We start from the raw sequence: 15,112 nt of genomic DNA, 5'->3' as shown, positions 1-15,112 counted from the left end.
CGGACAAGTTCCTTGTCATGAAACCCCTCCTCTTCTGCTGCGTGTTCTGCGCGCCTTTCTCCATGGCCGGTGCGGCCGTCCTGACCGGATCGGTGACGAGCAGCGGCCTGGGCGCGAACATCGATCTTTCCGCACGCGGGACCTTGGGCTGGGCGGCCTGGAACTACACCTCCACCACCACCGCGACCGGCGGCGGCACGATTGACGCGTCCTCCCGGAAATCCGGAGGCCCCACCGTCGGCAACGCGGGCTACATCAGCGCCATCGGCGTGGGTGGGACGGCCACCTCCATCCGTGGCGTCGGCGGTACCACCACCACGTTTTCGTTCACCGGGGGTACCGGTGCCGCCACCACCTTCGGCCCCGCCACCATGGGCGGCGTGATCGCCGGGGACCTGAACGCTGTCGGCCATGGGGTCTCTCTCTCGATCCTCGGGGATCCCAGCCTGACCTACCGCGTGAGCGTGTGGGTGACCGGCCAGGGAGCCACCGGCACCATGACGGCCACGCTGCCGGGAGCCACCACGCCGAGCCTGACGATGGTCCACGGCAACGACTCGAGAAATCTCGGGCTCTTCACCTACGACTTCCGCCCGGACACCGCGGGCCAGGCCCTGAACCTGACCTACACGCTGACCACGGACAACACCTACCTCAGCTCCCATGTCGGCATTCAGGCCGTGAGCGTGGAAGTCATCCCGGAACCGTCCTCCGCGATCGCCCTGGTGGGCGGCCTGGCGCTGCTGGGCCTGCGCCGCCGGCGCTGAAAATATTCCTCCTGCGGGTTTTCCCAAGTACCTCCGCGGACATCCGTCCCCGGAGGGATAATCTGGAATCATTTCCATAAAGAGGTGATCCGGGACACCCAGGGCTCCTACATTAGGGATGGGCAGTTCCCTGATACCTGCATTTTTCAACCGCAATGGAAGCGAAGCGACATGGACGAACTGACCATGCGGAATCCTTCGTCAAATGAACGGGATGGACGCAGATTCACGCAAAATCTTTGTTTTCATCGTACGCCTCGGACTTTTGGAGCCGAAGTTGGCGGTCCGGACGCGGGTTTTAGATCCATCCTGACGTTCATCTGCGTCCATCCCGTTCATCTGCGGTTGGATTTCGGGGAGTCAGTTCGTCCATGTCGCTTCGCTTCCATTGGGGTTGGATTTCTCCCTAATGTAGGGACCCTGCCGGGACACCTGGCCCAATCTTCTTCCCATCCGGGTTCATCTGCGTTCCTCTGTGGTTGGCGGATCCCATCCCCGCCGCCAACCCATGCGCCGCCCAGCCCTCACCGCATTCCTCATCGCCGCGTGCCTCACCTGCCGCGCCGCGGCGCTCGACTATGAAAAGGACGTCATGCCCATCTTCCAGGCGAAGTGCGCCGACTGCCACAGCGCCGAGTCCGAGGAAGTGAAAGGCGGACTGCGCCTCGACGACCTGGAGCGCTTCCACAAACGCTTCGCCAAAAACGATGTCGTCATCCCCGGCGACTGGGATGCCAGCTACCTGTTCGTGACCATCACCAAGCCCCATGCGGAAAAAGGCGCCATGCCGCCCAAGGGCAAGGGCGATCCGCTCACCCCGGAGGAAGTCATGACCGTGGCCAGGTGGATCCACGAAGGCGCCGCCATCGGCCGCGAAAAGGGTGAGAAAGGCAGCAAGGACATGGACCCCGAAAAGATCCTCCGCTTCAAAGACGGCGTCCTGGTGACCGAGGAGGGCGAAGAAGATGCCGAAATCCCCACCGCCGCCCCTACCCCCGGGCCGCAGGAATGGACCAACCGCGCCGGCCAGAAAATCCGCGCCACCTTCAAAGGCCTCAAGGACGGCAAAGTCCACTTCGCCTTGGAAAACGGCAAAGATGCCTTCTACCCGCTCGACGGGCTTTCCGACGAAAGCCAGGCCGCGATCCGGAAGTTGGCGGAGGGGATGTAGCCCCCACATTTATCCCTCTAGACCGCCGCCGTGCAGGTGAAGGTCACCGGCGAGCTGCCGATGAAGATGATCCTCGCCATGATCGCCGCCGCGGCGGCGGACGGCACCATCGACAGCATCGAGATGACCGCCCTGGCCGGTGCCATCGACCAGGCCCCGGTGGAGCCTGCAGAAAAAGCCCGGCTGACCAGCGCCCTCAACGCCCCGCCCACCGTCGAGCACATCGCCGGTCTGGCCAACGGCCCGGAGGAAGCCAGCGAGATCTACGGCGCGGCCCTCACCGCCATCGACCTGGACTCACCCTCGGAGCACCTCTTCCTCCGCCGCCTGGCCAGTTCGCTCAAGCTCGATGAGCAGTTGGTGAAGACGGTGCATGATGCTCTCTTCCCCGGCGACTGGGATAACAGACACCTGTGCGTGACCATCAGTAAGCATTAAGCGGAAAAGGACTTGAAAAGCCGCAAGGACATGGCTCTTCATGAAAGATTTTCCGCTTCAATCGACGGATCGCGCCAATCAAACACTTTTTGCGAAATCACGGCGACGATGGAAGACCAAAGACATCTATCTCAACTTCTGATTCCCGCGCCTTACCTGGGACCAAAAGTGAATAAAAGACCTTGCTTAGAAAGCATCGCCCCTCGGAGCTTATACATAATTCTCTCAGGCTCGTCAACCGAAACTTCAAATTTCGTTGAATTAACTTGGAATAGATCAAATTTCATATCACTAGGCTTATTTACGATGAGCGAACCATTTATAATTGGATATGTCGTGAAGAATGCATCCCTAAAATAGCAGCAACTTTTACATATTTTGTATGAGGATCGCCAGACAAGAGTTACTTCGGCAGATTTTCGTGCCGGTATTTCGAAATTTATTTCCGTAAGCCGATTACCATGGACGTCCGTTGTTTCGGTAATACCGGCAGGCTTCTCAATTCGATCATACGCCAGAATATGCTTTGAATCGATGATGCAAGAGGCACGCAAAAGTAGCTCAGATTCCTCATCTCCCATCGGCTGTTCTGCAATCGCGCCTATAGGGTCTGAGATCGATGAATCGGTCAAATTTTCAAGATTATATGACAAAGTCTGCTTTAAGACAATCTTTTCTTCCCCGTAGGAAAAATCAAAAATCAAGTTAACATCTCTTCTTATAAGTGAATTGAGAAGAAATTCCGATTTTATACATTCAAATACTTCATCGGGCACCAACTTTTTGAAAAGCGCCTCAAATACACTCAAAGAAAGCGAATTTTCCAACCGTCTTAGTTCGTCCTGATGTTCCCTTGCTCTCTGGCTTTCGATAAAATTCGTAACAAATGCAGAGATAAATACGCCCGCCGCGAGACTATATATTGTAATAGAAAACAACCTCACTAGCCTATTAGCCATAGGTGTTTCTATGATGCTTTTTTCTACAAGCTCACCTCCAACAGCGATTTGGATATTTTTGAATTGAAGGGGCGCCTGCGCAGACCAATCGTCGCAGATCATAGCAAGAATGGTTAACATAATTGCAATCCACAAGAATCTATTTTTCAGAATTTCCATTGATTGATGTGATTTACTTATGAAAAATAAAACAAAAAAGATCAAACATAATATAATTGCAATCTCCGTCAAATTAAAATTATCACCTCCCCCTTTAATGAGGATTACCGTTTGGCTAGTTTATTGTTTGGATTATAGCTCGATCCTTAAACCTGAAAATTTCTGACAGATTACCCCTACCCCTCCTCACTCAGAAATAAAAATTATGGGAATCATCGAAAATAATCGCCATTAGGCGAAAGTTAAAGAATCGATTATAAAGTCAACGATTTTCGCCAAATCATCCACATCATTTTTCTTTATATAACTGAGAACCAACTTCTTATTTGCAATAACTCTTAAGCCATCGAAATTTCCGTCAATTTCACATTCCCACTTTTTGGCTCTCAACTCGGCTCCTATTTTTCCTTTTGCGTCAGTGAAGTATTTTTTCACCGACTCATACTGCGAAGTTCCCAAATTTTTCCACTCTGCATTTAGACATAGAATGTCCGCAGATTGTCTTTGTAGACTAACCATCAGCCCGGAAGGGCTAACATAGGTGGCAGCGCCCTCAAATTCATCCCAGCTGTAGCCCCCTCTCAAGCATCGTGAAACATGACCGATTTCCTCAATTAATATACGGATATCTTGAATTTTGTCCTTTTCATAAAGCAACAACAATGCTCCGAGTTCCCGGACCATTGTCGTCATATCTGCCCTCTTCGCTTGCTCTAGTTGGGCGGCTTGCCTTATTAGTCTAGATATCCGCGTAGGCAACGATTGCCAGGTTGTACAAGGATAGATCATCCGCCAAGACTCTAGCTCGGGGACCCAAGAGGTGCGCTCTGTATATCCTACAACAGGATGTTTGCCCGTAACAACATAATACATTGTCATTGCTAGCCCAAACGAGTCGACCAATGCACTTCTTGAACTTGCCTTATTTATTTGAGTATACTGTTCGGGAGCAAAATACCCATGGACTCCAACGGATTGTTGAATTGATCGACCAAATGCATCACGATGCCAAGATAAGTCAAAATCAACTAACGATACATCAATATCGTCACCCTTACCGTAAAAATTCCTCAAAATTACATTAGGCGGCCTAACATCCCTATGCACTACAATTTCCGGAAGCCTATGCGCCCTCAGGAGAACATTCGCTAATTGATGAAAAACTTGAAGTCTTTGTCCCCAGTCGATAATTTGACGAACTTCTACCGATTCTTCGAGATTTAGGCCAGGAACAAAGTCCATCACTATTGAAGCGGGAAGCTCCCAAGCCTGCTTTATCGAAACAACGCCTGGAACGTTCCGGTTAGCAACTATTTTCATGGAAGAAACTCCTCGTCGAAAAGCCTCTAATAACTCAGGCTTATCATGAACATCGTTATGAATCAATTTAATGGCAAAGCTCCCACCATTATTATCGACTGCTTCATATACTCGACCAAACGCTCCACTTCCGGAAATTAGTCGCTTTAGTTCATATCCGAAGAATGGGGCCTTGGCGACTTTTGGAATAAACCACGCTCTTGAAATTGCAATCTCATACTCATCGAGAAAATCCTGATACTTTTTCTCGCGATCAGGCCTTGACGACCCCAAAATTTGAGTCGCTATCTCATTTAAGCGAATTCTTAATTGATTAGGATCGTTTATAGCCAATAATTCCTCAAGGCTTGGCTGACTGAAATGCCTCTGTTTGGAGCCAGCAGGAAGCACCACAGGGGGTTTAGGCAAGATATAGCTGGAACCAAGTTTCTCTAATATTTGCTCTAATTCTTCATGCCCGTTGGCGCCAGAATAGTGTATTCGGCCTATACCCACTCTATCCGCAAAATTCGTAGCGATGGAGTCTGAACGGTCGCTTATCCAATAATGACTCCCTAGATTTGTGACGCCAATAGCTTTAGTCAGATTCTCGAGAAGTCCCCCTGCGGCAGTATCATCCGCCCCTATTCCGACAAAAATTACGGTACCTGATAGAAAACAGGCTGTTATAAATTCAGAAAAACCCTTGGTTTGGAGAAGTTTCACATGCTCTTCTTTAGTCATGACCCAAGAAGAAGACTCCCCTAATCGACCGTGCAAATCACATAAAAATGGGGCATCTCTTGTTAAAACATCAGCGAAATCTGATATATTTTTACCTGTGAAATCTTCTAGAGACCGCCCGGAGAATACTTCAGAATAAGCCTTTTTAGAAAAATCATCGAGATTGAGAGAAATAATCCCAGCTATTCCCAATTTCCAGATGCGATGATAATTTAGAGGGGTGTCCTTGTTTACAGCATTAAGAGCCCCTCTTATGGCGGTAATAAAAGACGCTTCGGGTCTGATCTTTTTTATCAGAGAAAATGAAAGCCACAGATCGTCAACATTCTCTGCCGTATCGCATTTTCGTTTTATTTCTGAGCGAAGCGGTTCATCTGTAGTATCTGCTTCAAGGCGATAATCTTGAATAATTTGTTTTTTCAATCCGGTCCAATCAGGAAGGCCAGCCGCCCTGCTAAGCCCTGAACCCACAAAAACAATCGCTCGATCCGCATCGAGTGAAAGTCGCTTGTGAAGAGCTTTAAACGCGGGCAGTTCTTCGTAACTTGACATGATAGGAGGTAGATGGTCCGCGATTTAAAGTTCTTTACACTTCGTTTTTACCAAGGAAGTTACTGGCAAGCCTCACAAGTCCCGCCGTTGAGCATCGCGTCAATGCTGCAGGCGTTCTTCTCCTCCGCGGTGAACTCCCGCTTCGGAGCCGTTGCCGGGGCCGTGGCACCAGCCATGACGCCGCGTTGTTCCTTTTTGACGTCGATGGTCGCCTTCTCGATGTTCGACGCCTGGAGGGTGCGGAGGTAGTAGGTGGTCTTGAGGCCCTTGTCCCAGGCGCGGCGGTACATGTGTGACAGGGTCTTCATGTCCGGGGTGGCGAGGAAGAGGTTCACGGACTGGGACTGGTCGATCCACTTCTGGCGGCGGGCAGCGGCGTCGATGATGAACTCATGGCCGATGCCGAAGACGGTCTTGTGCTTCTGCTTGAGCTGCTCCGGGATGTCCTCGATGGAGTCCAGCTCACCGTCGAAGTACTTGAGCTGGTCGAGCATCTCCTGGTTCCAGAGGTTGGCCTTCTTGAGGTCGCGCACCAGCTCGCTGTTGAGGACGATGAAGTCGCCGGAGAGGTTGGACTTCACGTAGAGGTTCTTGTAGTTCGGCTCGATGCAGGGGGTGGTGCCGGTGATGTTCGAGATGGTCGCGGTGGGGGCGATGGCGAGGACGTTGGAGTTCCGCATGCCGTTCTTCGCGATCTTTTCCCGGACGACGGACCAGTCCATCTTTCCGCCGCGCGGGACGTCGATCTTCCGACCGCGCTCGTCCTCGAGGAGGTCGAGGGTGTCCTGTGGCATGAGGCCGCGGTCCCACTTGCTCCCCTGATAGGTGGAGTAGGTGCCGCGCTCCGCGGCGAGGTCGCTGGAGGCGCTGTAGGCGTAGTAGGCGATGGCTTCCATGAACTCGTCATTGAACTCGACGGCGGCGTCCGAGGCGAAGGCGAGGTTCCGCTTGTAGAGGGCGTTCTGGAGGCCCATGACGCCCATTCCGATGGGACGGTGGCGGCTGTTGGCGGTGGCGGCGGCGGTGGTGGGGTAGAAGTTGATGTCGATGACGTTGTCCAGGGCGCGGATGGCGACGGTGATGGTCTCCTTCAGCATCTCATGGTCCAGGGCGCCGTCCCGGGTGATGTGGGTGTCCAGGATGACGGAGCCGAGGTTGCAGACGGCGGTTTCCTCATCCGAGGTGTTCAGCGTGATCTCCGTGCAGAGGTTGGACGAGTGGATGACGCCAACGTGGTCCTGCGGGGAGCGGACGTTGCAGGGATCCTTGAAGGTGATCCATGGGTGGCCGGTCTCGAACAGCATCTTGAGCATGCTCTTCCAGAGTTCCAGGGCGGGGAACTGGCGGCCCCAGATCTTGCCATCGGCGGCCATCTGTTCGTACTCCGTGTAGCGGCGCTCAAAGGCCTGGCCGTAGAGATTGTGGAGGTCCGGGACCTCGTTCGAGCGGAAGAGGGTCCACTGTTCCCGGTCCTCCATGCGCTTCATGAAGAGGTCGGGGATCCAGTTGGCGGTGTTCATGTCATGGCAGCGGCGGCGCTCGTCACCGGTGTTTTTCCGCAGCTCGAGGAAGTCCTCGATGTCGTTGTGCCAGGTCTCCAGGTAGGCGCAGCCGGAGCCGCGGCGTTTCCCGCCCTGGTTGACGGCGACGAGCTGGTCGTTGTGGAGCTTCAGGAACGGGATGATGCCCTGGGACTCGCCATTGGTGCCCTGGATGTAGCCGCCGGTGCCGCGGACGGCGGTCCATGATCCACCGAGGCCGCCGGCCCACTTGGAAAGGTAGGCGTTTTCCGCGATGCCGCGCTGCATGATGGACTCGATGGAGTCGTCCACCTTGTAGAGGTAGCAGGAGGAGAGCTGGCTGTGGAGGGTGCCGGAGTTGAAGAGGGTGGGCGTGGAGGAGCAGAAGCGGCGGCCTTTGTACAGGTTGTAAAGGCGGATGGCCCAGTCCTCCCGGGCGGTTTCCTCTTTCTTGAAGAGGCCCATGGCGACGCGCATCCAGAAGAACTGCGGGGTCTCGATGCGGCGCTGCTTTGCCCCGGTCTTGTCCACGATGAGGTAGCGGTCATACATGGTCTGGATGCCGAGGTAGTCGAAGTCGAGGTCGGCGGTGGGGTCGAAGGCCTCGGCGAGCTTGTCGAGGTTGTAGGCGTCGAGGATCTCCGGGTGCAGGCGCTTGATGGCGACGCCGTGTTTCAGGTAGCTCTTGAAGGCGGCCTTGTGCGCGGCCTTGAGCTTGTCGATGCCGTCGCGTTGGATGCTCCAGTCGAGGACTTCCTCATAGATGTAGGAGAGGAGGATGCGGCCGGCGAACTTGTCGAAGTCGGCGTCTTTCTCGATGAGGGCCTTGGCGTTGAGGATGATGGTGTTCTTGAGGTCCTTTTCGGAGATCTCACTGCCGACGGAGCGGCGGAGCTCGCGCTCGATCTCGGTTTCCGGCATGTCGATGTCGAGGCCGATGGAGGCGTAGGCGATGCGTTTGCGCAGCTCACTGCCGTCCCAGAAGGAGGACTGGCCGTCATCCGTGGTGACGGTGATCATGAACTCCTGGTTGGCGTCGTCGGTGTTTTCCTCTTCCTCACGGCGCAGGCGGGCGCGCTCGTCGCGGTAGCGGACGTAGTGGGTGGCGGCCTTGAAGTGGCCCTGGCGCATGAGTTCCTCCTGGACCATGTCCTGGACGTCCTCGATGTGGACGAAGGAGGAGTCACCGCAGCGGACGCGGTCGGTGACGGCCTTCGCGACCTCGACGGCGGGCTCCGGGTTTTCCTTGATGGTGAGGAAGGCCTTCCGCACGGCGATCTCGATCTTGGTCTCCGACCACGGGACGACGTTGCCGCTGCGGCGGATCAGGCGGACGGGGAGGGCGTGGGGGTTGGCGTTGACATCGACGGAGCCGGTTTTCTCCAAGGAGCGGCGGAAGGCGAGGGACTTCGCCACGTCGTAGGCCTCGTTCTCGAGGAGGGCCTTTTCGATGAGGAGGTAAAGGTCGGACTCCGAAAGGCGGAGGCGGCCGCCGTCGTCCAGGGACTTGGTGAGGAAGGAGGCGACGGAGTGGGCGACGTCGGAGACGAACTTGCGGTTGACGTCGGAGAAGATGGATTTCTCGTCCTCACTGCGGGAAATGAGGAGGTCGGTGAGGGAGTCACCGATGGCGTCCGCGACGTCTTCCAAGGAGAAGTGGGTGTCGGTGGTGCCGCGGGTGATGGTGATGTCCGGGATGGGGCTGCGCTTTTCCGAAGGGAGGACTTCGCGCCAGGCGAAGCCACGGTCTTCGAGGGAGAAGCGGTCGGTGACGACCTGTTTGAGGGCCAGGTCTTCGTTGAGGTTAAGGGAGCGGTACATGGCGAATTTTTTAGGACGGGTGAATGGGATGGCGGAGAGTCTAAGAACGGGGCGGGACGCCCCTCAAACGGCCTGCGGCGGGACGCCACAGCCACGGGTCAGAGTTCGTCGTCGTCGACTGAGCTGAGCGCGGAGGCTTTCTGGTACTCCGTGACGCGGCCTTCGAAGAAGTTGGTTTCCTTTTTGATGTCCATCATCTCGGCGAGCCAGGGGAAGGGATTGGAGGTGCCGGGGTTGAGGGGGGCGAGGCCGCAGGAGGCGAGGCGGCGGTCGGCGATGTAGTCGATGTAGGTCTCGAAATCGCCGGAGTTGAGGCCGAGGGCCGCGACGGGCAGGCAGTCGCGGATGAAGAGTTTCTCAAGGCGGATGCCCTCGGCCATGGTGGCGCGGAGATCCTCGCGGAATTCCTCGGTCCAGATGTCCGGGTTTTCATCGATGAGGTCCATGAGGAGGTTGCGGAAGACCTCGATGTGGTTGGACTCGTCGCGCAGGGTGTAGCGGAACATCTGGCCGATGCCCGGGAACTTGTTCTGGCGGTAGAGGCTGAGGATCATGCCGAAGAGGCCGTAGAACTGGGTGCCTTCCATGACTTGGCCGAAGAGGAAGATGTTCTTGGCGAAGGCCTGCTTGTTCTCCAGCACGGTGAGGTCGATGTCGCGGCGGAGGGCGCGGGAGTTGGAGACGACGAAGTGGTTCTTGTCCTTCATCGTCGGGATGTCCTCGAACATGGCCTCGCATTCGTGGGGGTTCAACCCGAGCGACGAGAGCATGTAGACCAGGCTGTCCGCGTGGATGTTCTCCTCATGGGCGTGGCGGCCCAGGACGAGCTTCAGTTCCGGCGCGGTGACCAGCTCCCGGGTGACGTGCTGCACGTTGTCCCCGACGATGCCCTCGGCGGCGGAGAAGTAACCGATGCCCATCTTGATGATCCACCGCTCCACGTCGGTGATCTCGTCGGAGCGCCACTGCTCGACATCCTTCTGCATGGTGATGTCCTCCGGCTCCCAGTGGTTGTTCTTCATCGTCTTGTACAGGTCGTACGCCCACTGGTATTTCAGCGGGAGGATGTTGAAGAACATGGTGTCCTTGCCGTTGATGACTTTTTTCGCGGCGAAGGCGGCTTCGGCTTTTTCGCGGTCGAGGATGAAGGTCTTGCTTCCGACGGTGACAGTGGTGGTGGCGGCCATTTGACGTGGATGAAAATCGGGTGATGGTGCTAGTAGGGAAGATCCCTCCGGCGCGTCTGAATCTTCAGATCAAGGTTCGGCGCGCCGGGGGGAGATACTGATAGCAGTCACGGTGCCGGGTCAATGCGATTCGGGGTCAGGTTTGCTCATGTGGTATTAACAAATTATTCACAATACTACATATGGTGGTTCCGTAATGCATGCACATTGCCAATCCGTCGATGGTTGTAGGAGGATCGGGCCTCACCGGGGGGGCGGAGGGCGGGTCTAGTGGGTGGAAAATTTTTCGATCCGGCGCGCACCAACCGGACCTGCCGAATTTTTGAAAAAGTTTCCCCTTCCCTCTCCTCCACCCGTCGGTCGGGGGCCGGTTTCCCTGACAAAAGCCTGATATTTAGCTTCAAAAATTTTGAGTCCGAGGGACGGATCCTCCACCGGGGCGGGTGACCGGAGGACGGACTGTCCGGGAATGGGGCGGGAGTTTGACTTGGCGGGGAAAGAAGCCGGGTTACGATAGCGCCATGAACAAGCGATTGCTGATCGAACTTGGTAGCTTGCCGGAAGAGGGAAAAGCCTACTCCGGAGAGCTGCCGGAAACCGTTTTTGACCTGCCGGAGGACGATGCCACCGCCACCGGGCCATTGGTTTATGACCTGTGGGCCCACCGTTTCGGCTCGGAGCTGCTGCTCACCGGAACGATTTCCGCACCTTTTGAATTCACCTGTGTGGTGACCCTCAAGCGCTTCATCAAGACCATCAGCCTGGAAGGCGCGGCAATCTCGCTGGAGATTGGTAATCAAGGGGAAATCGACGCCACGGAAGCCCTGCGGGAGGAGATCCTGATCAACTTTCCGGCCGATCCCCGGATCGATGAAGCGGACGTTCCGGAACCGTGCGAAATCGATTCCCGATATTTATCAGTGGACAAGCCGGGGGAAGATGGTCTACCCACTCCGCCCCGCGCCGGGAGTGATGACCGCTGGTCAGCTCTCGATTCCCTCGACCTAAAGGACCAACCTTAACAGAACACGACCATGGCCGTACCAAAGCGCCGCCAATCCAAAAGCCGTCAGAAAATGCGCCAAGGCGCGAAACGCTGGAAGGCACCAATCTTCAAGAGCTGCCCGGACTGTGGCAGCCGCGTTCCTTCGCACATCGCCTGCCCGTCCTGCGGTAACTACCGCGGTCGTCAGGTGGTCGAAGTGGAGGCACTCTGAAATCTGGCAACAGATTTATTTTCAAATTGCCGCGCCGGGAAGCTTCCCTGCGCGGTGATTTTTCGTATGCTCCTTCCGGCCCCCGGCCCATTTCTGAATCTGTATGAAAGTCGCACTCGACGCCATGGGCGGTGACCGCGCCCCCGCCGTGAACATCGGAGGGGCAAAGGACGCCCTCGCCGCCTACCCGAAACTCACCCACCTCTACCTCGTCGGAGATGAAGCCATCCTGAAGGCGGAGTGCGAGAAACACGGACTCAACCTGAACGACAGGCGCGTCAGCATCGTCCACGCCCCCGAGGTCATCGGCATGTCCGAGCCGGGCGCGAAGACCGTGCGCAAGAAGAAGCAATCTTCCATCAGCATCGCGATGGATCTGGTGAAGGAAGGCAAGGCGGACGCCTTCGTCTCCGCCGGCAACACCGGTGGGGCGGTCGCCGCCGCCACGCTGAAGCTCCGCACCCTGAAAGGCGTGGACCGCGCGGGCATCGCCTCCGCGATCCCGAACGAGCACGGCCTCTGCCACATCCTGGATGCCGGCGCGAACCCGGATTCCAAGCCGGAGCACCTCGTCGCCTACGCCGTCATGGGCACCGCTTTCTGCAAGCACGTGCTGGGTGTGAGGAGTCCGAAGATCGGCCTCATGTCGAACGGCGAGGAAGACGAGAAAGGCACCGCCTTCACGAAGGAAACCTTCAAGCTCCTCAAGGCCACCCCGGGCATCGATTTCATCGGCAATGTCGAGGGACATGATCTTTTCGAAACCCAGCTCGACGTCGTTCTCTGCGACGGCTTCGTCGGCAATGTGGTGCTCAAAAGCGTGGAAGCCACCGCCAAGGCCGTCTCGAAATGGCTCAAAGCGGAGATCAAGGGCAACCCCCTGCGGATCGCCGGAGCCGTGCTCGCCCAAGGCGCGTTCAAGGCGCTGAAGGAGAAAAGCAGCTATGAAACCTACGGCGGCAGCCCGCTGCTGGGGGTGAATGGCGTGGTCATCATCGCCCACGGTTCCTCCTCCGCGCTGGCGGTGAAGAACGCCATCCGCGTCGGCGTGGAAACCGCAGAGCACCGCATCAACGCGAAGATCGAGGAAGCGATGGCCGCCATCGGGCCTGTCATCAGCCCCCCTCCTCCAGCGATCGAAGTCTGACCACCTCCAACGGAACTTATTTTCCCAAGGATTCCCGGAACGGCTTCCAGGAATCCCGCAGGTAGAGCGCGAACGGGATCCACCAGATGAGATCGTTCGTCAGGCACAGGATGGCCGAACGGAGCGGCCAGGTGCCTTGGAAAACCAGCACCGCCATCCCGATGGGGCCGAGGACTTTCCCCACCAACCCTACTGCGGCGAGCAGCCAGCCCCGCTCCGGCACCCGCGCGACCTCCAGATAGAGGATGCCATACAGGCCGACGACCATGCCCAGACAGGCGTAGATCTGCGGGTAGTTCAGCGGCGGCATACCGGCGAAGCGGAACAACCACTGGGGGTCCGCCGCGGCGAAAAGACCCCACGCGATGTTGTAGATGCCAGCGGCGATGAACACCCGGCGATGAAGCCTCCGCCTGGGGATCGGAGTCTCCATGATCAGTAGCCCTTCACCGCGTCCACTTGGTTCTTGAGCGGCACCCCTTTCGAGAACCGGACAATGTTGTCCAAGATCAGCTCATTGGAACGGGCGCTCCGGGCGTCGGACACGCCCGCGATGTGAGGGGTGATGATGACGTTCGGCATCTTCCACAGAGGGCTCTCCTTTGGCAGCGGCTCCGGGTCCACTACATCCAGCCCCGCCCCGGCGAGATGGCCGCTTTGCAATGCCTCCACCATGGCGGCGGTGTCCGCGATCCTGCCGCGGGAGACATTGATGAAATAGGCGCCCTTCTTCATCTTCTTGAACTGATCCTTGCCCAGCATCCCGTCTGTTTCCGGAGTGTGGGGGACGCAACTGACGATCACATCCGCCTCCGGCAGCATGGCATCCAGCTCATCCGGCTTGCCGAACCGGTCCACCGTGACCGTCATCGGGATGTCCTTGTCATCCACCGCCAGCACCTTCATGCCGAAGGCCCGCGCACGCTCGCCCACCTGGGTGCCGATGCCGCCGTAGCCGATGATCAGCATCGTTTTGCCACGCAGCTCGATGAGCGGCAGCCCCTCGCGTGAGGACTTGATCCACTCCCCCTGCTCCTGCGCCGTGTAATACGCCGCCATGTTCCGGCTCAGGCCGAGCAGCAGGGCGAAGGCATGATCCGCGATCTCCGGCCCCTGCTGGATCTTGAGGCTCGTCACCGTCATGCCAGCGTCCTGGAAACGCGGGAGTTCACGCTGCTTGTCGATGCCCGCACTGAAAATGTGCACCCAGCGCAGCTTCGTCGCCGTGCGCATGAATTCCGCGTCCGGGGAACCGATGAACCCCTCCGCATCCTGCGCCTGGGAAAGCGCATCCTTTCCTTTCCCGTAGTACGCGGGCCGCAATGCGGGATAGTCAGCCAGCAGGGCGTCCACATCCTTTTTCATCCCCTCGGGCATGAGAACCACTTGGGCGGTGGCCATCCCGCCCGATACCAGCAACCACATGAACGGAGTTTTCCAAGACATGCCACCAGAGATCACAGACCGGGCGGAATGACAATCCCGGACCATTACCCGCTGGCTTGCATAAAGCATGAATCCGGAGGCATCGCGCACGGGAAATCCCTCCTTTATTTATCGTAAGTCTTTGAAAACAGGTGCGGCACGCTCCCTGCAATTAGTTTTCTCAAACCGGCCTACCGGCAACCAACCGACTATACCACCATGAAAACCACCATCATCACCCAGATCCTTGGAGCGAGCGCAGCGGCCTTCCTCTTCACCTCTTGTGATTCCAAACAGGAAAACCTGCGCGAGGACGCCCTTGAGAACAAAGCGGATGCCCTTGAAAACCAAGCGGATGCGGTCCGCAAGGATGCCGAGAAAGCCGCCGATGCCGCGGAGGATACCGCCGACGCCCTCAAGAAAACCGACCCTGCAGCAGCAGAAAACGCCGAGAAGGCCGCCGATGCGGCACGGGACAATGCCGAAAAGGCCGCCGACGCGATCGAGAACGAAGCGGACAAGACCCGCGAGCAGAAGTAATTGCTGACGGGACCCATTTCCCATCAACACCGAAGGGGCCGGATCGTATGATCCGGTCCCTTTTTCATGCAGGGTTGACCGCTCTTTCCGACCCGGATGCAGCCCGGATTTGCCCATTGCCAAGGCCTGGAAAGGGGCGTAGGGTCGCCCCCACGCGAGTCCGCCC

The 15,112-nt window shown here is 57.0% G+C and carries 13 protein-coding genes; 7 read left to right on the top strand and 6 right to left on the bottom strand.

Translation table 11 applies throughout. From position 1 onward, the window contains the following. Positions 1-17: 17 nt before the first annotated feature. The 3 genes from KF712_10260 (at position 18) to KF712_10250 (ending at position 2,376) form a co-directional block, all read left to right on the top strand. Positions 18-767, top strand: coding sequence for a PEP-CTERM sorting domain-containing protein (locus tag KF712_10260; GenBank protein ID MBX3741363.1), 750 nt, complete (start codon positions 18-20; stop codon positions 765-767). 508 nt (positions 768-1,275) lie between these two features. Continuing rightward, a complete protein-coding gene (locus KF712_10255; protein MBX3741362.1) occupies positions 1,276-1,938 on the top strand; it encodes a c-type cytochrome in 663 nt (220 codons plus the stop codon). 30 nt (positions 1,939-1,968) lie between these two features. Further along, positions 1,969-2,376 (top strand): DUF533 domain-containing protein, encoded by a 408-nt coding sequence (locus tag KF712_10250; protein ID MBX3741361.1) that lies wholly within the window; start codon positions 1,969-1,971, stop codon positions 2,374-2,376. Positions 2,377-2,528: 152 nt separating this feature from the next. Here the strand turns inward: KF712_10250 and KF712_10245 are convergent, their stop codons facing one another. The 4 genes from KF712_10245 to KF712_10230 form a co-directional block, all read right to left on the bottom strand. After that, positions 2,529-3,494 carry a hypothetical protein gene (locus KF712_10245; GenBank protein ID MBX3741360.1) on the bottom strand — a complete coding sequence of 322 codons (966 nt, stop codon included), beginning with the start codon at positions 3,492-3,494 and terminating at the stop codon, positions 2,529-2,531. Positions 3,495-3,725: 231 nt separating this feature from the next. Further along, positions 3,726-6,089, bottom strand: a complete 2,364-nt coding sequence (locus KF712_10240; GenBank protein ID MBX3741359.1) for a protein kinase — start codon at positions 6,087-6,089, stop codon at positions 3,726-3,728. 59 nt (positions 6,090-6,148) lie between these two features. Further along, entirely contained in the window at positions 6,149-9,430 is a 3,282-nt protein-coding gene (locus tag KF712_10235; protein ID MBX3741358.1) for a ribonucleoside-diphosphate reductase subunit alpha, read from the bottom strand. A gap of 98 nt (positions 9,431-9,528) precedes the next feature. Further along, positions 9,529-10,617 (bottom strand): ribonucleotide-diphosphate reductase subunit beta, encoded by a 1,089-nt coding sequence (locus KF712_10230; protein ID MBX3741357.1) that lies wholly within the window; start codon positions 10,615-10,617, stop codon positions 9,529-9,531. Between the two features lie 521 nt (positions 10,618-11,138). On the opposite strand from KF712_10230, the gene KF712_10225 reads away from it, so the two are divergent. The 3 genes from KF712_10225 to plsX all read left to right on the top strand — a co-directional run bounded on the left by KF712_10225 (position 11,139) and on the right by plsX (position 12,981). Further along, on the top strand, positions 11,139-11,639 hold the full coding sequence (locus KF712_10225; protein MBX3741356.1) for a hypothetical protein: 501 nt from the start codon (positions 11,139-11,141) through the stop codon (positions 11,637-11,639). Between the two features lie 12 nt (positions 11,640-11,651). After that, positions 11,652-11,834 carry a 50S ribosomal protein L32 gene (rpmF, locus tag KF712_10220; GenBank protein MBX3741355.1) on the top strand — a complete coding sequence of 61 codons (183 nt, stop codon included), beginning with the start codon at positions 11,652-11,654 and terminating at the stop codon, positions 11,832-11,834. 103 nt (positions 11,835-11,937) lie between these two features. Beyond that, positions 11,938-12,981: a phosphate acyltransferase PlsX gene (gene plsX / locus KF712_10215; GenBank protein ID MBX3741354.1), complete on the top strand. Its 1,044-nt coding sequence runs from the start codon at positions 11,938-11,940 to the stop codon at positions 12,979-12,981. 16 nt (positions 12,982-12,997) lie between these two features. Here plsX and KF712_10210 read toward each other — a convergent pair whose 3' ends face one another. Then, positions 12,998-13,414: a hypothetical protein gene (locus KF712_10210; protein MBX3741353.1), complete on the bottom strand. Its 417-nt coding sequence runs from the start codon at positions 13,412-13,414 to the stop codon at positions 12,998-13,000. 2 nt (positions 13,415-13,416) lie between these two features. After that, positions 13,417-14,427: a D-2-hydroxyacid dehydrogenase gene (locus KF712_10205; GenBank protein ID MBX3741352.1), complete on the bottom strand. Its 1,011-nt coding sequence runs from the start codon at positions 14,425-14,427 to the stop codon at positions 13,417-13,419. 198 nt (positions 14,428-14,625) lie between these two features. Here KF712_10205 and KF712_10200 point away from each other — a divergent pair, with 198 nt between their 5' ends. Then, entirely contained in the window at positions 14,626-14,946 is a 321-nt protein-coding gene (locus KF712_10200) for a hypothetical protein (GenBank protein MBX3741351.1), read from the top strand. Positions 14,947-15,112: the final 166 nt, after the last annotated feature.

The sequence above is a fragment of the Akkermansiaceae bacterium genome (genome assembly GCA_019634595.1).
In the GTDB taxonomy this organism is placed as follows: domain Bacteria; phylum Verrucomicrobiota; class Verrucomicrobiia; order Verrucomicrobiales; family Akkermansiaceae; genus Luteolibacter.
This window is presented reverse-complemented; position numbering and strand designations above follow the sequence as displayed.

What these genes read in the sequence shown, in the direction of transcription:
- KF712_10260 (MBX3741363.1), top strand. Translation starts at nt 18, where the DNA reads ATGAAACCCCTCCTCTTCTGCTGCGTGTTCTGCGCGCCTTTCTCCATG.
- KF712_10255 (MBX3741362.1), top strand. Translation starts at nt 1,276, where the DNA reads ATGCGCCGCCCAGCCCTCACCGCATTCCTCATCGCCGCGTGCCTCACC.
- KF712_10245 (MBX3741360.1), bottom strand. Translation starts at nt 3,494, where the DNA reads ATGGAAATTCTGAAAAATAGATTCTTGTGGATTGCAATTATGTTAACC.
- KF712_10240 (MBX3741359.1), bottom strand. Translation starts at nt 6,089, where the DNA reads ATGTCAAGTTACGAAGAACTGCCCGCGTTTAAAGCTCTTCACAAGCGA.
- KF712_10235 (MBX3741358.1), bottom strand. Translation starts at nt 9,430, where the DNA reads ATGTACCGCTCCCTTAACCTCAACGAAGACCTGGCCCTCAAACAGGTC.
- KF712_10230 (MBX3741357.1), bottom strand. Translation starts at nt 10,617, where the DNA reads ATGGCCGCCACCACCACTGTCACCGTCGGAAGCAAGACCTTCATCCTC.
- KF712_10225 (MBX3741356.1), top strand. Translation starts at nt 11,139, where the DNA reads ATGAACAAGCGATTGCTGATCGAACTTGGTAGCTTGCCGGAAGAGGGA.
- rpmF (MBX3741355.1), top strand. Translation starts at nt 11,652, where the DNA reads ATGGCCGTACCAAAGCGCCGCCAATCCAAAAGCCGTCAGAAAATGCGC.
- plsX (MBX3741354.1), top strand. Translation starts at nt 11,938, where the DNA reads ATGAAAGTCGCACTCGACGCCATGGGCGGTGACCGCGCCCCCGCCGTG.
- KF712_10210 (MBX3741353.1), bottom strand. Translation starts at nt 13,414, where the DNA reads ATGGAGACTCCGATCCCCAGGCGGAGGCTTCATCGCCGGGTGTTCATC.
- KF712_10205 (MBX3741352.1), bottom strand. Translation starts at nt 14,427, where the DNA reads ATGTCTTGGAAAACTCCGTTCATGTGGTTGCTGGTATCGGGCGGGATG.
- KF712_10200 (MBX3741351.1), top strand. Translation starts at nt 14,626, where the DNA reads ATGAAAACCACCATCATCACCCAGATCCTTGGAGCGAGCGCAGCGGCC.